The 18,827-nt window shown below is 60.8% G+C and carries 15 protein-coding genes; 10 read left to right on the top strand and 5 right to left on the bottom strand.

The features are described 5' to 3' along the window. The first annotated feature begins 130 nt into the window (after positions 1 to 130). The 7 genes from GM608_RS08045 (at position 131) to GM608_RS08075 (ending at position 8,621) form a co-directional block, all read left to right on the top strand. Positions 131 to 1,771, top strand: coding sequence for a hypothetical protein (locus GM608_RS08045; RefSeq protein ID WP_143539847.1), 1,641 nt, complete (start codon positions 131 to 133; stop codon positions 1,769 to 1,771). A gap of 88 nt (positions 1,772 to 1,859) precedes the next feature. Further along, complete coding sequence (locus GM608_RS08050; RefSeq protein WP_249109794.1) at positions 1,860 to 3,206, top strand: UDP-glucose/GDP-mannose dehydrogenase family protein; 1,347 nt, start codon at positions 1,860 to 1,862, stop codon at positions 3,204 to 3,206. 153 nt (positions 3,207 to 3,359) lie between these two features. Then, complete coding sequence (locus tag GM608_RS08055; RefSeq protein ID WP_249109791.1) at positions 3,360 to 4,490, top strand: hypothetical protein; 1,131 nt, start codon at positions 3,360 to 3,362, stop codon at positions 4,488 to 4,490. Positions 4,491 to 4,515: 25 nt separating this feature from the next. Further along, positions 4,516 to 5,301 (top strand): ABC transporter permease, encoded by a 786-nt coding sequence (locus GM608_RS08060; RefSeq protein WP_043559016.1) that lies wholly within the window; start codon positions 4,516 to 4,518, stop codon positions 5,299 to 5,301. After that, positions 5,301 to 6,137 carry an ABC transporter ATP-binding protein gene (locus GM608_RS08065; protein ID WP_086431645.1) on the top strand — a complete coding sequence of 279 codons (837 nt, stop codon included), beginning with the start codon at positions 5,301 to 5,303 and terminating at the stop codon, positions 6,135 to 6,137. Before GM608_RS08060 ends, GM608_RS08065 begins: the two co-directional genes overlap by 1 nt. Before the next feature lies 1 nt (position 6,138). Beyond that, positions 6,139 to 7,545, top strand: coding sequence for a DNA repair protein RadA (radA, locus tag GM608_RS08070; protein WP_043559018.1), 1,407 nt, complete (start codon positions 6,139 to 6,141; stop codon positions 7,543 to 7,545). A gap of 83 nt (positions 7,546 to 7,628) precedes the next feature. Beyond that, positions 7,629 to 8,621 (top strand): aquaporin, encoded by a 993-nt coding sequence (locus GM608_RS08075; protein ID WP_333645362.1) that lies wholly within the window; start codon positions 7,629 to 7,631, stop codon positions 8,619 to 8,621. A gap of 33 nt (positions 8,622 to 8,654) precedes the next feature. Here the strand turns inward: GM608_RS08075 and GM608_RS08080 are convergent, their stop codons facing one another. After that, a complete protein-coding gene (locus GM608_RS08080; RefSeq protein WP_081563319.1) occupies positions 8,655 to 9,266 on the bottom strand; it encodes a YigZ family protein in 612 nt (203 codons plus the stop codon). Positions 9,267 to 9,608: 342 nt separating this feature from the next. Between GM608_RS08080 and GM608_RS08085 the strand changes: the two genes are divergently transcribed. The 3 genes from GM608_RS08085 to GM608_RS08095 all read left to right on the top strand — a co-directional run bounded on the left by GM608_RS08085 (position 9,609) and on the right by GM608_RS08095 (position 14,991). Next, the gene (locus GM608_RS08085) at positions 9,609 to 12,197 is read left to right on the top strand and encodes an MMPL family transporter (protein ID WP_333645363.1); all 2,589 of its coding nucleotides are present in this window, start codon (positions 9,609 to 9,611) and stop codon (positions 12,195 to 12,197) included. A 418-nt stretch (positions 12,198 to 12,615) separates the two neighbouring features. Then, complete coding sequence (locus GM608_RS08090) at positions 12,616 to 14,334, top strand: alginate export family protein (RefSeq protein ID WP_081562396.1); 1,719 nt, start codon at positions 12,616 to 12,618, stop codon at positions 14,332 to 14,334. Between the two features lie 162 nt (positions 14,335 to 14,496). Continuing rightward, complete coding sequence (locus GM608_RS08095; RefSeq protein ID WP_333645364.1) at positions 14,497 to 14,991, top strand: flavin reductase; 495 nt, start codon at positions 14,497 to 14,499, stop codon at positions 14,989 to 14,991. A 6-nt stretch (positions 14,992 to 14,997) separates the two neighbouring features. Here the strand turns inward: GM608_RS08095 and GM608_RS08100 are convergent, their stop codons facing one another. The 4 genes from GM608_RS08100 to GM608_RS08115 form a co-directional block, all read right to left on the bottom strand. Beyond that, positions 14,998 to 16,287, bottom strand: coding sequence for an Nramp family divalent metal transporter (locus tag GM608_RS08100; RefSeq protein WP_081563321.1), 1,290 nt, complete (start codon positions 16,285 to 16,287; stop codon positions 14,998 to 15,000). A 56-nt stretch (positions 16,288 to 16,343) separates the two neighbouring features. After that, complete coding sequence (locus GM608_RS08105; RefSeq protein ID WP_043559024.1) at positions 16,344 to 16,592, bottom strand: DUF3297 family protein; 249 nt, start codon at positions 16,590 to 16,592, stop codon at positions 16,344 to 16,346. Positions 16,593 to 16,761: 169 nt separating this feature from the next. Further along, positions 16,762 to 17,232 carry a RidA family protein gene (locus GM608_RS08110; protein WP_086431576.1) on the bottom strand — a complete coding sequence of 157 codons (471 nt, stop codon included), beginning with the start codon at positions 17,230 to 17,232 and terminating at the stop codon, positions 16,762 to 16,764. 97 nt (positions 17,233 to 17,329) lie between these two features. Next, positions 17,330 to 18,619, bottom strand: a complete 1,290-nt coding sequence (locus tag GM608_RS08115) for an O-acetylhomoserine aminocarboxypropyltransferase/cysteine synthase family protein (RefSeq protein WP_081562399.1) — start codon at positions 18,617 to 18,619, stop codon at positions 17,330 to 17,332. Positions 18,620 to 18,827 lie beyond the last annotated feature (208 nt).

The raw sequence follows: 18,827 nt of genomic DNA on the forward strand, positions 1-18,827 counted from the left end.
GAAACTGACAAAAAAATGTAATATAAATCCCTTTCATTACAGTTTTATGACAGTAATATTTCTGTCATACAGTGCATCACACTTCGCATCATCTGCCCATGCCGCCGGCACCAATGATGCAATTGCCCTGATGGAAAAACAGATACACGCCATGCAGGCCCAGCTCGAAGCCATGAAGCAGAAACAGGCTGCCGAGAATCGGCGTGTCCGTGCTGAACTGGCCCGCCAGAGAGAACTGATTGAGGCCGACCCTTATGCCCCCCGGGAAAGGCTGCTTGGCCCGGCAGCCGCAGCGGGGCATCTGGCGTCCTCCCGGACCAGGCATGACGATGTATTCGGCCTTGGTGACAATGCCATCCTGACCCCTTCCCGCACGGCCAGTACCCCCTATGGCGAGCTGACAGCCATTCCACCCGCCCATCCAGACCTTTACAGCCCGCTGCGCCGGGGGCAGCTCCAGATTGGCGGTATCCGCCTGACTCTGGGGGGATATCTGGAGGCCGCAGGCGTCTGGCGCTCCCGCAACAGTGCTGCCGATATTGCCAGTGCCTATAACGGCATTCCCTGGCATAACCAGCCTGCCTCCCACATGAGCGAATTCCACCAGACAGAGCGGCAGAGCCGGCTGGCCCTGCTGGCAGAAGGGATGCTGACCCGGAAACTGGTAGCCGATGCCTATGTGGAGACGGATTTCCAGGGTTCCGGCTCATCATCCAACTCCCGCCAGTCGAACTCCTACGTCCTGCGTGCCCGTGTCGTTTATGGTGAACTGAAGAACCACGAAGATGGCTGGTACCTGCTGGGTGGACAGAGCTGGTCTCTCATCACGCTCTACAACAAGGGCCTGCTGGCCCGTGACGAACAGACCCCCATGGTCATCGAGGCCCAATACGTCCCCGGCTTCAACTGGACACGCAACGCCCAGTTCCGTGCTGTCAAAACCTTCGGCAAGGAGGAACGTTACGCTGCTGGCCTATCCATCGAAAACCCCAGTGCCGTCCCGGCTGGTGTATCTCCCTGCTCCAACGCTGCCAGACACTGCACCACAACCGACCGGCTGACCGGCACGAACGTCAACAACCCTTCCACCTACTACACGACCGACCCGGCACCGGACCTCATCGCCAAGATCGCTGCCGACCCCGGCTGGGGCCATTACGAACTTACTGGCGTCATGCGCTTCTTCCGGGACCGGACCAGCACGCTGGGAGGAGGAAGCAACCATACCCGCATCGCCGGTGGAGGCGGGGGCGGCATGGTCCTGCCCCTCATCAACAGGAAACTGTATTTCCAGGCCTCCGGCCTTGTCGGCACGGGCCTGGGCCGCTACGGCACGTCCAACATGCCGGATTATACCTACGGGCGTAACGGTGCCGTCACACCTCTGCCGGAAGCCAACCTGCTGCTCGGCCTCTATGGCAACCCTCTCAAGACCCTGAAACTCTATTCCTATGCCGGGGCAGAAACTGTCCTCAGCCGCCGTTCCTTTGATGAAGATGGCAGCCATTACGGCTATGGCAACCGTGGTTTCGACATGCGGGGCTGCTTTACAGAACTCGCCACCAACTGTGCTGCCTCCGGCAACATCCGCACAGTGGCGCAGGCAACCGGGGGGTTCTGGTACACGGCCGCCAAGGGTGATTATGGCACCCTGCTGGTGGGGGGGCAGTATTCCCACACCCATGTGCAGGCCTTCTCCGGCGTGGGGGGCAAACCCAAAAGCGACGCCGACATGGTCCTGATGTCCCTCCGCTACCAGCCCTTCAATTGAGGAGTGATGTGTTTCCCCTAGCCAGCACCGCCTGCACCTGACAGAAACAGAATGATCGTTCCATTCTTTCCAGCCCGAAGGAGACCCCATGCACATCACCATGATTGGCGGCGGTTACGTCGGGCTGGTATCAGGGGCCTGCCTGGCGGCCTTCGGGGCGAATGTAACTGTCATCGAGCATGATCCTGCACGGTTGGACCGCCTGAAAACCGGAACCATGCCCATCTATGAACCCGGGCTTGAAGAGCTGGTTGCCGCACAGCGGCAGGCGGGACGGCTGGCCTTTTCTGGTGATCTGGCCACCGCCCTCCAGAAAAGCCGGGCCGTCTTCATCGCTGTGGGAACACCCACCCGCCGGGGCAGCGGCCATGCTGACCTGAGTTACGTCCATGCCGCCGCACGGGCCATTGCCACCCATGCCCCTGACGGCCTGCTGATCGTCACGAAATCCACCGTCCCGGTCGGGACAGGGCGGCAGGTCGCCGCCATCGTGCGGCAGGCCCGGCCCGACCTGACCTTTCACATCGCCTCCAATCCCGAATTCCTGCGGGAAGGCCACGCCATTGCCGACTTCATGCAGCCGGACCGCGTCATCATCGGGCTGGAAGAACAGCTGGGGGCCCCCTCCACCGCCCGCACCCTGCTGGAAACACTTTACGCCCCCCTGTCCGGGCCAGCGGGCCGTCTGCTCTTCATGGGACTGGAAAGTGCGGAACTGACAAAATACGCCGCCAATGCCTTCCTCGCCATGAAGGTCACTTTCGCCAACGAGATGGCCGATCTCTGCGAAGCCACAGGCGGCCAGATTGCCGACGTAACCCGTGGCATGGGGATGGACCCCCGCATCGGCCCCCATTTTCTCACACCCGGGCCAGGCTATGGTGGTTCCTGCTTCCCCAAGGATACGCAGGCTCTGGCAACCTCCGCACGACAGGCCGGAACCCCCACGCAGCTCATCGAAACCACCATCGCAGCCAATGAGGCCCGCAAACGCCGCCTTGCCGAGCGCATCCTTGCTCTGGCCGGGGGTGACATCACACGCTGTACCATCGCCGTACTGGGGCTCACCTTCAAGGCCCATACGGACGACATGCGGCAGGCCCCAGCCCTGACCATCCTCCCCCTGCTGCACGAGGCCGGTGCCACGCTGCGGGCCCATGACCCGCAGGGCATGGAGACAGCCTGCACCCTGCTGCCAAAAGGCATCACCTACACCGCCACCCCTCTTCAGGCCGCCGAGGGGGCTGACATGCTGCTGGTCCTGACAGAATGGCCCACCTTTGCCGCTCTCACCCCGGGCCAGCTCGCCCCCCGGATGCGTGGCAGGCTCGTGCTGGACTACCGGCAGATATGGCGGAAAGATGAATGGCTGGAAGCCGGCTTCCATTATCACTGTCTGGGCAGCGCCCCCCTGCCGCCACATACCTGCCCATAAAGCGGGCTATCCTCATGCGGTCAGGCTGCCTATAATGGTAGCCATCAATGACGGAATCATGAACGGGGGCAGGCTGACAGGGCCTGCGCCCTGTCCGTTTCCGCAGGCGGTACAATCCTGCCATCTCTTGTAGCCGGGAGTTCCTGAGTGAACATGCGTAACGTCCAGACCTGTCTTTCCCTGTTGCTCGGGCGCGGCATGTGCCTTGGTGCCATGCTGGGTGGAACCCTGATGGCCAGCAGCGCTCTGGCAGCCGATGTGCGCACTCCCCTCCATGCGGACGAGCTGGACCTCAGCGTGCCCTGTGCGCAGGTCCATATCCGGGCTGATGCCGCCCTGAAAGACAGCGTGGTGGTCGAAGAGGCTACCGGCCTCACCCCGGATATCCAGACAACCCGGGACGGGACGGAAAGCCATATCCGCCTCGCCCTGCACAACTGCCCAAAAGGCGGACGGCTGACCCTGCACCTCTCCAGCGACACGGCGCTGACATTGCATGACAGCCCACAGGCCCACATCACCATCAGTGGCACACTCACCACGCTGGAAAGCAATCTGGATGATGCATCCCTTCAGGTGGACCGTGTGGAATCGCTGGACATGTCCATCTCCGGCACGACACAGGCCCACATCCACCAGCTGAACCGTGCAGCACAGCTCAATGCCACAGGGGGGAGCCACCTTGAGGTGGATACCGCCCTTCTCTCCGCCTTTTCGGCCCAGATGTCCGACAGCAGCCATCTTTCCATTACCGAAGGGCAGATTGACAGCCTGACACTGAATGCCTCCCAGCAGGCAGATGCCTCCATCATGGCCACGGTCAACAATGCCAGCATCACCACCAGCGATGCTGCCAGCGTCACGCTCAGCAAGGTGACAGGCACCGTGCAGGATGGGGGAACAAAGCACATCACCCACGCCAGCCCGCCAGAGGCCACCCCGGCAAAACAGGCCGCAGGACCGGCACCTGCCGCCCAGCCCCCCCAGCCGGATGGCCAGGCACAGGGGCTGAACAATCCTGCCGTTCCCCATGTACCGAAGCAGGCTGCCGGAACATCCACCCCTCCTGCTGGAACAGCAGCCGGACAGACGGCGGGGACACCCGTCCGGCCCGCAGTGCCCGCTGTTGCGCCCCCCGCCACACCGGCAGCAACACCCCCTGCGTCCAGCCCCGTTCCACAGGCCCCCACCCCCGTACCACCGGCATCAGCTACATCCCAGCCTGCCCCACAGGCGCCGCAGGCAGGCACCCCGGCAGGGCCGCAGAACACACCATCGCGGTGACCGGCAGAGAACAAAGGCAGACCGTGTGAGAGCTCTATCCCTTCCCTTCATCTTTCTTGGCCGTGGCATACTGGGAGGCCTGCACCATGCCGGGGCCCTCAGCCTGTTCGCCCTGCGGGGGCTGGGAGGCATTTTCCGCCTGCCCGTTTACGGGCAGGTCATTCTGTCCTGCCTAGTCGAGATCGGCTTTCTCTCGCTACCTGTCGTGGCCCTGACAGCCATATTTTCCGGTGCCGTCATCGCTTTGCAGTCCTATAGCGGCTTCAGCCAGTACCATGCCCAGAATGCCGTCGGTGGCATCGTGGTCATGTCCATCACGAAAGAGCTGGGGCCAGTTCTGGCAGGCCTCATGGTGGCTGGCCGCATCGGGGCAGCCATTGCGGCACAGATCGGCTCCATGAGGGTCACAGACCAGATTGACGCCCTGAACACACTGGCAACCGATCCAATCAAATATCTCGTCACGCCCCGCCTGGTGGCAGGTATCCTGGCCCTGCCGTTCCTCGTCCTGATCGCCGACATCCTGGGCGTTGCCGGGGGCTTCATCGTTGCAGTGGGGAAGCTTGGCTTCAGCCCCGCACTCTACATTCATGCCACCCATGCCTCCCTGCACAGCCATGACGTACTGGTCGGACTGCTGAAGGCGGCTGTCTTTGGATTTCTCATCACCCTGCTGGGCTGTTACGAAGGCTACAACAGCCGGGGTGGAGCCGAGGGTGTCGGCCGGGCGGCGACAGCAACCGTCGTCGCCTCCTCCATCCTGATTCTCGCCTTTGACTACCTGCTGACGGATCTCTTCTTTACCGCATGATGACGTCTTCCTCCTCTTCCCAGACGGCAGCACCGTCTGGCCAGCCCCGCCTCCGCATCCGTGGCCTGAGAAAATCCTTCGGAGACCGGACAATCCTCAACGGGATTGATCTGGATGTGCCAGCCGGGAAATCCACAGTCATCATCGGAGGATCCGGCAACGGAAAGTCCCTGCTGTTACGCTGCATCCTGGGATTGATCGAGCCTGATGAAGGCACCATCGAGATTGATGGCGAGAACATCATCGGTGCCTCGCGCAGCCGACGTGGAACCCTGCTGAAACGGATCGGAATGCTGTTCCAGAATGCTGCGCTGTTTGACAGCATGAGCGTGATGGACAACGTCCTTTTCGGTCTCACTGCCAAGAGCCATGGCCGGCGCCGTGATCGGGCCACGCAGGAGAAGGAAGCCCTGCGCCTGCTGGAACAGGTCGGGCTGGGACCGCATGTGGCTCCGCTCAACCCGGCGGAGCTCTCCGGCGGCATGCAGAAACGTGTCGGACTGGCCCGTGCCCTGGCCGGACAACCGGACATCCTCTTCTTCGATGAACCCACGACCGGGCTGGACCCCATCATGTCCGCCGTAATCGATGGTCTCATCAGCAGCTGCGTCACCCAGCGGGGGGCCACGGCGCTGACCATCACCCATGACATGACCTCCGTCACCCGCATCGGCGACCATGCCGCCATGCTCTACGGGGGGAAGATCATCTGGCAGGGGCCGGCCAATACGCTGATGCACAGTGGCAATCCGATTGTCGATCAGTTCACCCACGGGCGGCTGGACGGCCCGATCCCCACCAGTGGCATGACGGCCAACCCTGCGGAAAAACGCTGACATGGCCCGGAAACCTGCCAGCCTGTTCGTCTGCCAGAACTGCCAGGCCCAATACCCCAAATGGACAGGCCGCTGCGAACAGTGCGGCGAGTGGAACACTCTGGAGGAAGAAACCAGAACCGCCACCCCCAGCCGTAGCGCCACCACACGAAAAGGTGCGGGCCTGAAAACGACACGGCTGGATGGCAAGGCCACCCCTCCGGCCCGGCTGGACACGAACATGGCGGAGCTGAACCGGGTGCTGGGCAGCGGGCTTGTGCCCGGCTCGGTCGTGCTGGTGGGCGGAGACCCGGGCATCGGCAAATCCACCCTCATGCTCCAGATGACCTGCGCTCTCGCCAGAGCGCAGCACAATGTCCTCTATGTCTCCGGGGAAGAGGCCATCGACCAGATCCGCCTGCGGGCACGGCGGCTGGAACTGGACCGTGACCCCAAGGCGCTGGACCAGCTGGAGCTGGCCGCCTCCATCAATGTCAATGACATCACGGCCTCGCTGGAAGAAAGACGGGCTTTTCAGGTCGTCGTCATCGACTCCATCCAGACCATGTGGCTGGAAGGCGTGGCCAGTGCCCCCGGCTCGGTCTCGCAGGTCCGCAGCTGTGCCTTCGAGCTGATCCGTCTGGCCAAGACACTGGGGTTTGTCCTCATTCTCATCGGCCATGTCACGAAAGAAGGAGCCCTTGCCGGCCCCCGTGTGCTGGAACATATGGTCGATGCCGTGCTGTATTTTGAAGGTGACCGGGGCCATCAATTCCGCATTCTCCGGGCAGCCAAGAACCGTTTCGGAGCCACGGACGAGATCGGCGTCTTCGCCATGACCGATACCGGCCTGCGGGAAGTACCCAACCCTTCCGCCCTGTTTCTGGCCGAACGGCATGGCAATATTGCCGGTTCTGCCGTTTTTGCCGGGCTGGAGGGAACACGCCCCATCCTGCTGGAGGTGCAGGTCCTGCTTTCTGCCAAAAGTGGTGATGGAGCCGCCCGCCGTGCCGTACTGGGCTGGGACAGCTCCCGACTGAACATGGTTCTGGCCGTGCTGGAGGCGCGCTGCGGACTGAAACTAGGCAGCCTGGATGTCCACCTCAACATCACCGGCGGGCTGAAGGTCACCGAACCGGCTGCCGACCTTGCCGTAGCCGCAGCCCTGATCTCCGCCGCCACGGGCCAGCCCACTGCCCCTGATGAAGCCTATTTTGGCGAGATCGGTCTTTCCGGAGAAGTCCGGCAGGTCAGCCAGACAGGCATCAGGCTGAAAGAAATTGCCAAGCTGGGCTTCCGGCAGGCAGTCATCCCCCGCCATGTAGGTACCGCCAACGCCCGCCCCAAAGCCCCTCACGCCCTCACCATTGCTGAAACGGGACATCTGAGCGACCTCGTCCGCCGCTTTTCCCCGGCTGGAAAAGATTAAATCATCTTTATTGTCTTGACCGGCCCGCCAGCAATTCTGAAACATGATGGGTAATTCCTCCATCTGTTCACAAGAGAGGCCGTATGACCATCTCTTCTCCCCCTCCGCAGCCGGACGATAAAAAGCGTTTTGCCGCCCACCACGTCCGCTTTCCCCATATCCACCTGCCTCATATCCGGTTTTCCCACCGGGAACTGGTGGACCGCCCCTTGGCTGGCAAACCTCACCCTGACCAGCCCCTCCACTGGAAACTGTATGCCATGGAGGCCATCGCCACGGCCATCATGCTGACCATCGGCATCAGCACGACCACCATCCTGGCGTCAGACCGGTCCCCCTTTGCGGCCATGCTGGCCCCGCATCCCATCATCCGCTCTGTCCTGATCGGCCTGTTCTTCGGGCTGGCAGGGACAGTCGCCACACTGTCCCCCTTCGGCAAGGTCAGCGGTGCACATCTCAACCCCTCCGTGACGCTGGCCTTCTTCCTGACGAAGAAAATCCGTTGGCCAGATGCGCTGGGTTATCTCGGGGCACAACTTGTCGGGGCCTTCAGCGGGACACTCATTTCCTGCCTGGGGATCAGCCTGCTGCTGCCTTTCTGGCAGCCCATGGTCAGCCAGATCAATTATGCCGGAACATTCCCTTCCAGCAATTACGGCCTCGGCCTTGCCGCCCTGATGGAAGCCATCGCCACGGCGGGACTGATCATGATCATCTATTTCACGGCCTCACGCCCGAAATTGCAGCATCTGACGACATGGATCTGCGCCTTCTATTTTGCCGTCACCAACCCGTTGATCGCCGGGTTCTCCGGCAACAGCACGAATTTCATGCGGACACTGGCCCCCGATACACTGGCCCATAACCTGCATGGTGTGTGGATCTATCTTGTCGGCCCCTTCATTGGCTCTGCACTGGCACTCCAGCTTTCCCGCATGCTCTTCTCCATGCATGGGCTGAAAGAGGCCCGGATCGTCAATTTCGGCCATCACGGGCGTGTTCCCCGCTACACGGCACCTGACGCCACCGGCCCCTCACCGGAAGAGCTCAAACGGCAGGACAGAAAGAAAAACTGACAGAAACGGGAGCGAAAGCAGAAGCCCCGTCTCTTACCCTTCCGGCTCCCCGTCCAGCACCCGGACGGGTTCCTGCCCCCGTGTCAGGTCCCGCAACCAGGCCTCCACGGCCATGCGCTCCTGCACGGGGACAGCCAGCTCCATCGTAGCACCAGCCGCTCCAAAATCGCAGCGCCGTGTTTCCACATTCCAGCCCGGCAGTTTGGCTTCCACCTCAGCAAAAACGGGAAAGGGGCAATGAAAGCCAAGGCGGACACGCTCCACCCGCTCGATCCTGGCGGCCTCCCGCAGGCAGGCCGCTGCCGCACCGCCATAGGCCCGGACCAGACCACCGGCCCCCAGCTTGATGCCTCCAAACCAGCGGGTCACGACCACCATAACCCCGTCAAAGTCCTGCCCTTCTATGGCTGAAAGAATCGGACGGCCCGCCGTACCGGATGGCTCGCCATCGTCACTGACACGATACCGCCCTCCCACACGGAAGGCCCAGCAGTTATGGGTGGCATCCGGCACGGCCACCTCTGCCAGAAAGGCCATCGCTCCTGCCTCGTCCTCCACAGGGGCGGCCAGAGTCCGGAACACGCTATGGCGGATGATGCTTTCATGCTCGGCAATGCCGTCCAATGTCCAGGTCATGCCGCCCATTCTGCCGCAGAATACTCCTGCTGTCAGCCAGAAAGCCTGCACGGGCACAAGAACACCACCACGGACCGGGCAGCCATGCGCCCTCCCCTTCATTCCCTCGCCACCTCATGCAGGGGATAGAAAAAAGCCCCCCTTCAGGCTAGTAGTTCCTGTGCGCATGGTATCCGCAGGGACGGTCCCTCCGCCCCGAATGGCCAGAAAACGCCATCCGTCATGCGTCCCGGCAGGGGCCTCCCGGCTGCCCTGCCAGGTTCCTTCCGGTCCGGCCGAGACGCCTTCTGGCCCCGGCCTTTCTGTTATATGCAGGGTGCCTGCACGGTCACAAAGAGGTCAGATTTCCCCATGCTTTCCACTCTGACAAGCCGCCTCAATGCGTTCTGCGGCCGTCATGTCACCCTTGTCCTGACCATCTTCATGCTCCTCTGCGTGGGATCAGCCTGGCTGAGCATGACCCAGCTGGGCATCACGACAGAGACGGACAGGCTGTTTGCCGACACGCTGCCATGGAAGCAGAAAAACCGTCAGATAGAGAGCCTCTTCCCCGGCGAGAAGAACACCCTCGTCGCCATCATCAGCGCTGCCACGCCGGAAGAAGGCCGGGAAACCGCCAATGCCCTTACGGCTGTCCTTTCCCGGGACACGACCCATTTCGACCGGGTGGACCAGCCGGATGCCAACCCTTTCTACACCCGGAATGCCTTCCTCTTCATCGATACGAAGCAGCTGGAACCGCTGATGGATTCCACCATTGCTGCACAGCCCTTCCTTGGCATGTTGGCAGCAGACCCCTCGGCCCGTGGGCTGTTTGGCACATTCAGCCTCATGGCCACGGCCATACGCAGCAATCAGCCCATCCCTGCCAGTTTCAATACCGCTCTTGATGGCCTGACACGGACCCTCAACGATGGTCTTGCTGGCCATGCTGTTCCTCTTTCATGGGAAAAGCTGCTGGCCGGTGGCCTGAGCGACCTAGGCAGCCATTACCAGTTTGTCGTCACCCACCCGAAACCTGACTTCACCTCCTTCGAACCGTCCGAAGCCGCTACGGCGGCCATGCGGACCGCACTGGACAGCCTGCCTACTGTAAAGGCTGGTCGGGCCCATGCGCTCATCACCGGAGAGGCCAAGCTGAGTGATGAGGAATTCTCCACCGTGGCCCAGGGCATGATCATCGGGCTGTTCATCTCCCTCGCCCTTGTCACGCTCTGGCTCCTGCTGGCCGTCCGCTCGCTGCGGGTGGTCATTCCCATCCTCCTCACGCTCATCATCGGACTGCTGCTGACAACCGGCTTTGCCACACTGGCCGTTGGTACCCTCAACATGATCTCCGTGGCCTTTGCCATCCTGTTTGTCGGCATTGCCGTGGATTTTGCCATCCAGTTCGGCGTGCGTTTCCGCTGCCAGAAGGATGAACAGGGGCGGCCTCTCTCCCCCCTCGCCGCACTGGACCGCACAGGCCTGGAAAGTGGCGGCCAAATATTTGTTGCCTCTCTGGCCACCGCAGCGGGCTTTCTTGCCTTCACGCCCACCAATTTTGTCGGCGTGGCCCAGCTGGGGCTGATTGCCGGTGGCGGCATGGTGATCGCTTTCATCTGCACGCTGACGCTGCTGCCTGCCCTGCTGCGATTCTTCCGGGCCATGCCGGGGGACAACCTCCGGGGCTTCACCTGTCTTGAACCACTGGACAGGGCCCTGCACCGTTTCCGCCTGCCCGTGCTGGCCATCTTTGCCGTGCTGGGGCTCATCGGAGCCGGGCTGGCGCCATCCCTCATGTTTGATGCCGACCCGCTCCATACCAAAAATCCCAATACGGAAGGCATGAAGGCCCTGAGCCTGCTTGAGGAGAACCCTCTCACCACACCCTACAATGCCCAGGTGCTTGTCCCCGACACGGCAACGGCAGGCCGGCTGGCCGCCGCTCTTGGCAAGCTGGACAGCGTGCATGATGTTCTCTGGCTGGGAGCTCTGGTCCCGGACGATCAGGAAACGAAACTCCAGCTGATTCATGAAGCTGCCGACATCCTGCTGCCCACGCTTTCCGTTGCCCATCCGGCACCGCCTCCTTCGGCAGCGGACCTCCGGGCAGCAGCTCTCAAAGCGGCACATGATTTTGATGGGCTGGATGACAGGCTTTCCCCTTCCCTGAAAGCCCTTCATGCAGCGCTGGAACACCTCTCCACAGCACCCGATGCCACGCTGATGGCCACCAATGAAGCCCTGACACGCTTCCTGCCGGGAGAGCTGAGCCAGCTGAAGGCGCTGCTCGCCCCGTCCCCCATCACCCTTGATACCATCCCCAAAGACATACGCAGCGACTATATTGCCTCCACAGGGGCTTACCGGCTGATCATCCACCCCAATGGGCGCATGTCCGAAACGAAAACACTCCACCATTTCGTGCATGAGCTGGAAAGCGTAACCCCGGACATCTGCGGCCCTGCGCTGGAGATCATCGCCAGTGCGCAGACCATCACACACGCCTTCATCACGGCGGCCCTGTGTGCCATCGTGGCCATCGCGCTGATCCTCTTCGCCACGCTGCGCCGCCTGCTGGATACGCTGCTTGTCCTGCTTCCGCTGCTGCTTTCCTCCCTGCTGACCGTCATTCTGATCATCACCGTGCCGGAGCAGCTCAATTACGCCAACATCATCGCCCTGCCACTGCTGCTGGGCGTTGGTGTTTCCTTCAACATCTATTTTGTCATGAACTGGCGTGCGGGCCTTCAGAACCAGCTTTCATCCCCAACAGCCCGGGCCGTGCTGTTTTCTGCCCTGACAACCGGCTCCGCCTTCGGCTCACTGGCAGCTTCAGCCCATCCGGGGACAGCCAGCATGGGCCGGCTGCTGCTGCTCTCTCTTGGCTGTACGCTGGTCTGCACCCTTCTGTTCATCCCGGCCCTGCTGCCACGCCACCGAACGACAAAAGAGTGACCGGCTGAAAGGTGAACAGCCTCACCTTCTGCTGGATCATCCCTGACACCTGCCCATGCTGGCAGATGTCAGGGGCTCACCGTTCCGTGAAAAAAGTCAAGTGCATCTTATATGAAAATCACAGAGAAAAGGAAATCCTATAAATAAATAGGTAATAAAATTTCCCCCTACCCTTCTTTTTCAGGGCAGGACATCTGATCAACATCAAAGAATAATCCACTGTTTTATAATGATAATCTTAAGAAAAAACCACGGATGGAGCAGGTCCGTTTTTTCCGTCTGAAAGGTTTTTCATGTTATTGTGAAAGGTTTATTCTGTAAGAACCTTTTGCACATTCTTGCCTTAAATCAATGTTGAGGAGCATTTTTTCCCGTCTTCTTCCGCTCAGCAATTCACAGACGAGCCTGACAGAAGACAATGAGACATTTCTCCCTCTCCCGCACCATCCTATGTACCACACTTCTGGCAACAGGTTTCGGCACTGCTTTTTCCTCCGCCCATGCTGAAACCTCCACACTGGATGCACCACAACAGCGCAGCATTCTGGACCGCATCATGCACACGGCTCCCGGTGGTTGCCCCAAGGATGACGGAAAAACCACCCCCAACCCCTACGGCGTCTGGGCACGGGGCGATGGCAGCGAGACGGGCTTCGGCCCGGTCTCCCAGTATGGCACACCCGCCGGGATGGACAGCATCAGTGCCCCCGGGAAAGGCATCTGCGACAGGGGCGATCCCTTCGATTCCTACAAACACATGAAGCTGAATGACAGCGGGTCCATCTGGCTCAGCCTTGCTGGGGAAACACGCCTCAACAACTGGTATGACAAACGCCCCGTTTTCGGTGCGGCCATCGACCCCACCACCTCCATGAAGGCACGGCCCTTCAATTCAGGCCGCTTTGCCGTCCGCAACCTCTGGAGTGCCGACCTGCATCTCGGCCAGCACGTGCGCTTCTTCGGCCAGCTCATCAATGCCGATGCTGGCGGGTGGCGTGGATACAGCTATGACGGTACGTTCCGCAAAAACCTGGACCTGCAACAGGCTTTTGTGGAACTCAGCGGCAAGGCTGCGGGGGGGCATGGCGGCTTCATTTTCGGTCGCCAGCAGTTCCTGGATGCCCCGGATTACATGATCGGCAACCGTGACGTGCTGAACGTGCCGCTCAGCTGGGATGGTTTCCGCATCTATGAACACTGGAACCGGGTCCGTTTTGACGGCTTCTACTTCATCAACACAAAAAACAACCATACGGACAGCTTCCGTGGCGGCAATTCCCTCTTCCACGACACGCTGGATTACAAGACACGGCTGTACGGGGCCAATGTCACCATCGCTCCGCCTGATTTCCACTTTCTCGGCGAGAAGGGCTATTCTTTCATCAACCTTTTCTATTACGGTTATGAAATAAATGGCGGCCCTGCCCAGCAGACCGTGATGTACAACGCCTCCGCCCTCGGCCACACGAAGCGCAACAATTTCGGCCTGCGCTGGCATGGTGAGGCCGGTCCCATCAGCTTCTCTTTCGGCGGGGCCTACCAGCAGGGCACGTTCTACCAGTCCTACAACAGGGCCAACCATTATGACCGCATGAACCGCAACGTGAATGCCTGGTCCATGAACGGTACGGTGGATTACCACTTCCGCCATGTCATGTGGCATCCGACCATTGGTGTGCAGGGTGATGCCTATTCCGGCGGTGGTGCCCGTGGAACGACCGGCAGCGTGAACACCTACATCGAGCCCTTTGGTGTGAACACCAACTATCTGGACCCGACCAACTACCTGACCGGCCAGAACCTGATCGACTTCGCCCCCAAGGCCAGCTTCTCACCCACCAGCTACCTGACCTTCCAGCTGAAGCTGCCCATCTACTGGCGTTACAGTGCAGGGGACGACACCTATTCCATCTATGGCCGCAACATCTTCCAGCGGCAGTTCACCTCCGGCATGTTCAACTCCTACAATCATGATTCCTTTGTCGGCATTGCTCCGCAGATGGCCGCCAGCCTGCGCCTCGGCCCGCATCTGACATGGGATCACCACGTCGTCCGCTTCCTCACCTCCCATGCCATGCATCAGGTTGGTGCCCGCGACGCAACCTACTATCAGTCCTCCCTGACACTGACCTACTGAGCACCGGCGTCACACGCCCTTTCCCAGATCGCTCCTGCCGTGATACCACGCAGGGGCGATCTGCGTTCCCACCTCTCGGGAATGGCATTTGCATCCCTGTGACAATGAGTCCATAATCAGTCCTTCATTGGTCCTGTTTTATCACTACCAGAAGGGTCCGCCATGCAGGCTGTCTTTCGCAACGCCATGAGTCGCCTTGGCTCCCCTGTCGTTCTTGTCACGACTGATGGTCCAGCAGGCCGGCATGGGCTGACTGTCTCTGCCATTACCAGCGTGACGGACACGCCTCCCACTGTTCTGGTCTGCCTGAACCGCAGCAACCAGTCCCATAGGGCCTTTCTGGAAAATGGCAGGCTGGGCATCAGCATTCTCGGCAAGGGGCATGACACTCTTGCCTGCGCTTTCGCCAACAGCACCCTTTCTTCTACAGACCGTTTCGGTCACGGAACATGGAAGACTGGTCCGCTTGGCTCACCTCTTCTGGATGGCGCCCTTGCCACGCTCGACTGTACGATAGACGATACCCACAGCATCGGCACACATGACGTGCTGATCTGCCGTGTGCATACCATCACCGTCAAAGACGGGGCTGGTCACGGTCTGACATGGTTCGACCGCAGCTTCCATTATCTGCCCCCGAAATGCACACCCTGCTGACACGCTTCAGAAAAGGGCATCTCCCAGCAGCTTGATGTTCAGTCCGACAATCACCAGCACAACCAGCCAGGACAGCACAGCCAGAAGAGGGGAAAGATGGAATCGCCCCATATGCTTCCGGCTGGACACGAACCAGACCAGCGGAACCATGGCGAAAGGCAGCTGCATGGACAACACGACCTGACTGAACACCAGCAGGTCACCCACCTTGCCCTGCCCGAAAATGGCGATCACGACAATGACTGGCAGAACAGCCAGCCCCCGGGTCAGCAGACGCCGTGCCCAGTAGGGCAGACGAAGATGCAGGAAGCCTTCCATGACAATCTGCCCGGCCAGCGTCCCCGTCACGGTGGAGTTGGTACCCGCAGCAAGCAGGGCTACGGCAAACAGTGTGGAGGCCAGCCCGAACCCCAGCACAGGGGAGAGGAGCTTCCACGCATCGCTGATCTCCGCCACGTCCTGATGCCCCGTGCCATGGAACGCCGCTGCTGCCACGATCAGGATGGCTGCATTGATGAAGAGGGCAAGCGTCAGGGCCAGTGTACTGTCCCATGTAGCCCAGCGCAGCGCATCCTCCCGCCCTTCATCCGTGCGGGTATAGGTACGGCTTTTGACCAGCGAAGAATGAAGATAAAGGTTGTGGGGCATGACAGTCGCCCCGATAATGCCTATGGCCACATAGAGCATACCCGGATTGGTAAAAACCTCTGACGAGGGGAGAAACCCTTTCAGCACCGCTCCAACAGGCGGGGCCGCTGCGACAAGCTGCACACCAAAACAGACAGCAATGATCCCCAGCAGGGTGATGACGAAAGCTTCCAACGCTCTCATGCCCCGCCGCATGAGCAGCAGGACAATGAACACGTCCAGCACGGAAATCAGCGTTCCGGCCATGATGGAGATGCCGAACAGCAGATTCAGGGCCACAGCCGTGCCGATGACCTCCGCCAGATCACAGGCGATGATGGCCAGTTCACAGGTCAACCAGAGAGGCAGGCTCAGCCCCCGGGGCAGCCAGTCCCGGCAGGCCTGTGCAAGGTCTTTCCCCGTGACGATCCCCAGCCGGGCGGCAAGGGCCTGAAGCAGGACGGCCATGATGTTGGCCAGCAGAATGACGGACAGCAGCCGATAACCGAACTGGGCCCCGCCCTGGAGGTCGGTCGCCCAGTTGCCGGGGTCCATGTACCCCACGGCCACCATGTAGCCCGGCCCCACGAACGCCAGAAACCGGCGGAACCAGAAGCTCGCCCTTTCCGGCACTGTGACGGCACCGTGTCCGGCATCCCCCACAGGCATGGCAGCATCAGCCTCTTTCACAGTTCCGCCCCTCCCGTCATCCGCACCTGCCTGGCTCAGGCATCGGCCTTGTCCTTGAACCACACCTCAACCGGGCCAGTCAGCTTCAGTGTCATGGGCCGACCACGACGGTCCAGCGTCCGCCCGACGGACACGCGGATCCAGCCTTCACTGATGCAATATTCCTCAACATTGGTCTTCTCTTCTCCCCTGAAGCGGACCCCAATACCACGGAGCAGAATCTCCTCATTGAAGTACGGGCTGTCCGGGTAGATCGAGAGACGATCAGGAACTGTATCACTCATCCGTCAATTCATCCTTTTACAGAGTATTGCCACACCACCACGGCACGCTTCTGGTGATGATGATCCTCCTCCATAACAGGCAACCAGCCAAAAAGAACCCCCCAATGTGATACGGGCCGCCACCCCCTCAGGGATGGACGGCCCGTCCTCATATCTGACAACCGGACAATCAGACGACTTCAAACATCGCTTCAACCTCAACCGGCGCATTCAGCGGCAGGCTGGGCACCCCGACGGTGGAGCGGGCATGCTGCCCGACTTCCCCGGCGAAAACCTCCGCTGCCAGATCAGACGCCCCGTTCATCACGGCAGCATGATCGGTAAAGTCCGGCGTGCAGGCCATGAAGCCCCCAAGACGCACGACACGGCGCACCCGGGACAGATCACCATTCAGGGCCGTGTTCAGCTGGGCCAGAATGTTGATGAAACAGGCCCGGGCACAGGCCGTCCCCGCCTGATTGGAGACCTCGGCCCCCAGTTTGCCGGTAATCAGCAGCTTGCCATCCACCAGCGGCAGCTGCCCCGACACGACCAGCAGGTTCCCCGTCCGCACGACCGGCAGATAATTGGCAACCGGGGCTGCCGCCACGGGCAATTCGATGTTCAGTGCAGCAAGGCGGCTTTCTGGTGTGGACATGATGATCTTCCTTTCCTGTTCATCACTTCATTGAATGGGCTGACCGTCACACTGCGCCGTAAAGAAAGCCTTGCCAAGAGGAAGAGACGGGAAACACCCTTCATCCCGCTGCACGATCCAGTGCCTGAGCCAGATCAGCCAGAATATCCTCGGGATGTTCCAGCCCGACAGACAGACGGACATAGCCCGGCGACACACCAGCCGCCTTCTGTTCCGCCTCGCTCAGCTGTGCATGTGTGGTGGACGCCGGATGGATGGCCAGACTCCGGGCATCCCCAATATTCGCCACATGATAGAAAAGCTCCAGCGCATCAATGAAACGCTGACCCGCTTCCCGGCCACCGGGCAGCTCGAATCCGACAAGTCCACCCAGTCCTCCTTTCAGGACGGCTTCGGCCCGCTGGCGGGCCTCCCCCTCCTGCACGGCAGGATGGATCACACGCTCCACATCACGACGCGCCTGCAGGAACTGCACCACCTTCAACGCATTCTCGCAATGGCGGGGCATCCGCAGGGGCAACGTCTCCACACCCTGAATGAGCTGGAACGCATTGAAAGGCGACAGAGCCGCCCCGCCATCCCGCAGCAGCACGGCCCGGGCCCGCAGCGCATAGGCCACCGGCCCCAGCGGGCGGGCGGCCTCCGTCCAGATGGCACCATGATAGCTGGGGTCAGGCCGTGTCAGCAGTGGATGACGCTGCCCCCAGTCAAACTGGCCACCATCAATGATCAGCCCGCCAATGGATGTCCCATGCCCGCCAATATATTTGGTGGCCGAATAAACCGTAATGGCAGCCCCCTGCTCCAGCGGGCGGGCCAGCAGAGGGGCTGCAGTATTATCCACAATCAGCGGAATCCCCTGCGCCCGCCCTGCCTTGGCAATGGCCGCCATGGGCGGCACAACCAGCTTGGGATTCGGCAGGGTTTCCAGATACCAGGCCCGTGTCCGCTCATCGCTGGCCGCCTCAAAAGCAGCCGGGTCAGAGGGGTCCACGAAACGGACCTCCACTCCCATGTTCTTCAGCGTATGGGCAAACAGATTCCATGTTCCGCCATACAGGTCCGTCCCGCTGACAATATTGTCCCCTGCTTCTGCCAGTGTCTGTATCGCCACGGTTGCCGCCGCCTGGCCGGACGCCACAGCTACGGAGGCCGCACCTCCCTCCAGCGCCGCCATGCGTTTTTCAAACACATCCACGGTCGGATTGGTCAGGCGGGAATAGATCATGCCCACATCCTTCAGCGCAAAACGGTCCGCAGCCTGCTGGCTGCTCTCGAACTGATAGGATGTTGTCTGATGGATGGGTGGCACGACCGATCCCGTTACCGGGTCTGCCCGCCAGCCTGCATGAAGGGCCAGTGTTTCAGGGTGCTGTATCTTCCGGACCATTGGAGCGTCTCCTTGCGTGCATCATGACATCGGCTCCACCGTGCCCGAGAATGCCCCCGTCCGTCCAGCACCGCGCTCCATGCCTTCTCTGCCGCAGCTCCTGCCGGAACCATTTCTTTACAGAAATGAAGAAACTGCAATAGCTCTCATAGGTAATATAGGATTGATTTTATCCAGAATGACTCTATAAGCAGCGCTTCTTCCTGTT

Origin of the sequence: Bombella sp. ESL0380 (genome assembly GCF_009725805.1) — a bacterium.
Classification (GTDB): domain Bacteria; phylum Pseudomonadota; class Alphaproteobacteria; order Acetobacterales; family Acetobacteraceae; genus Bombella; species Bombella apis.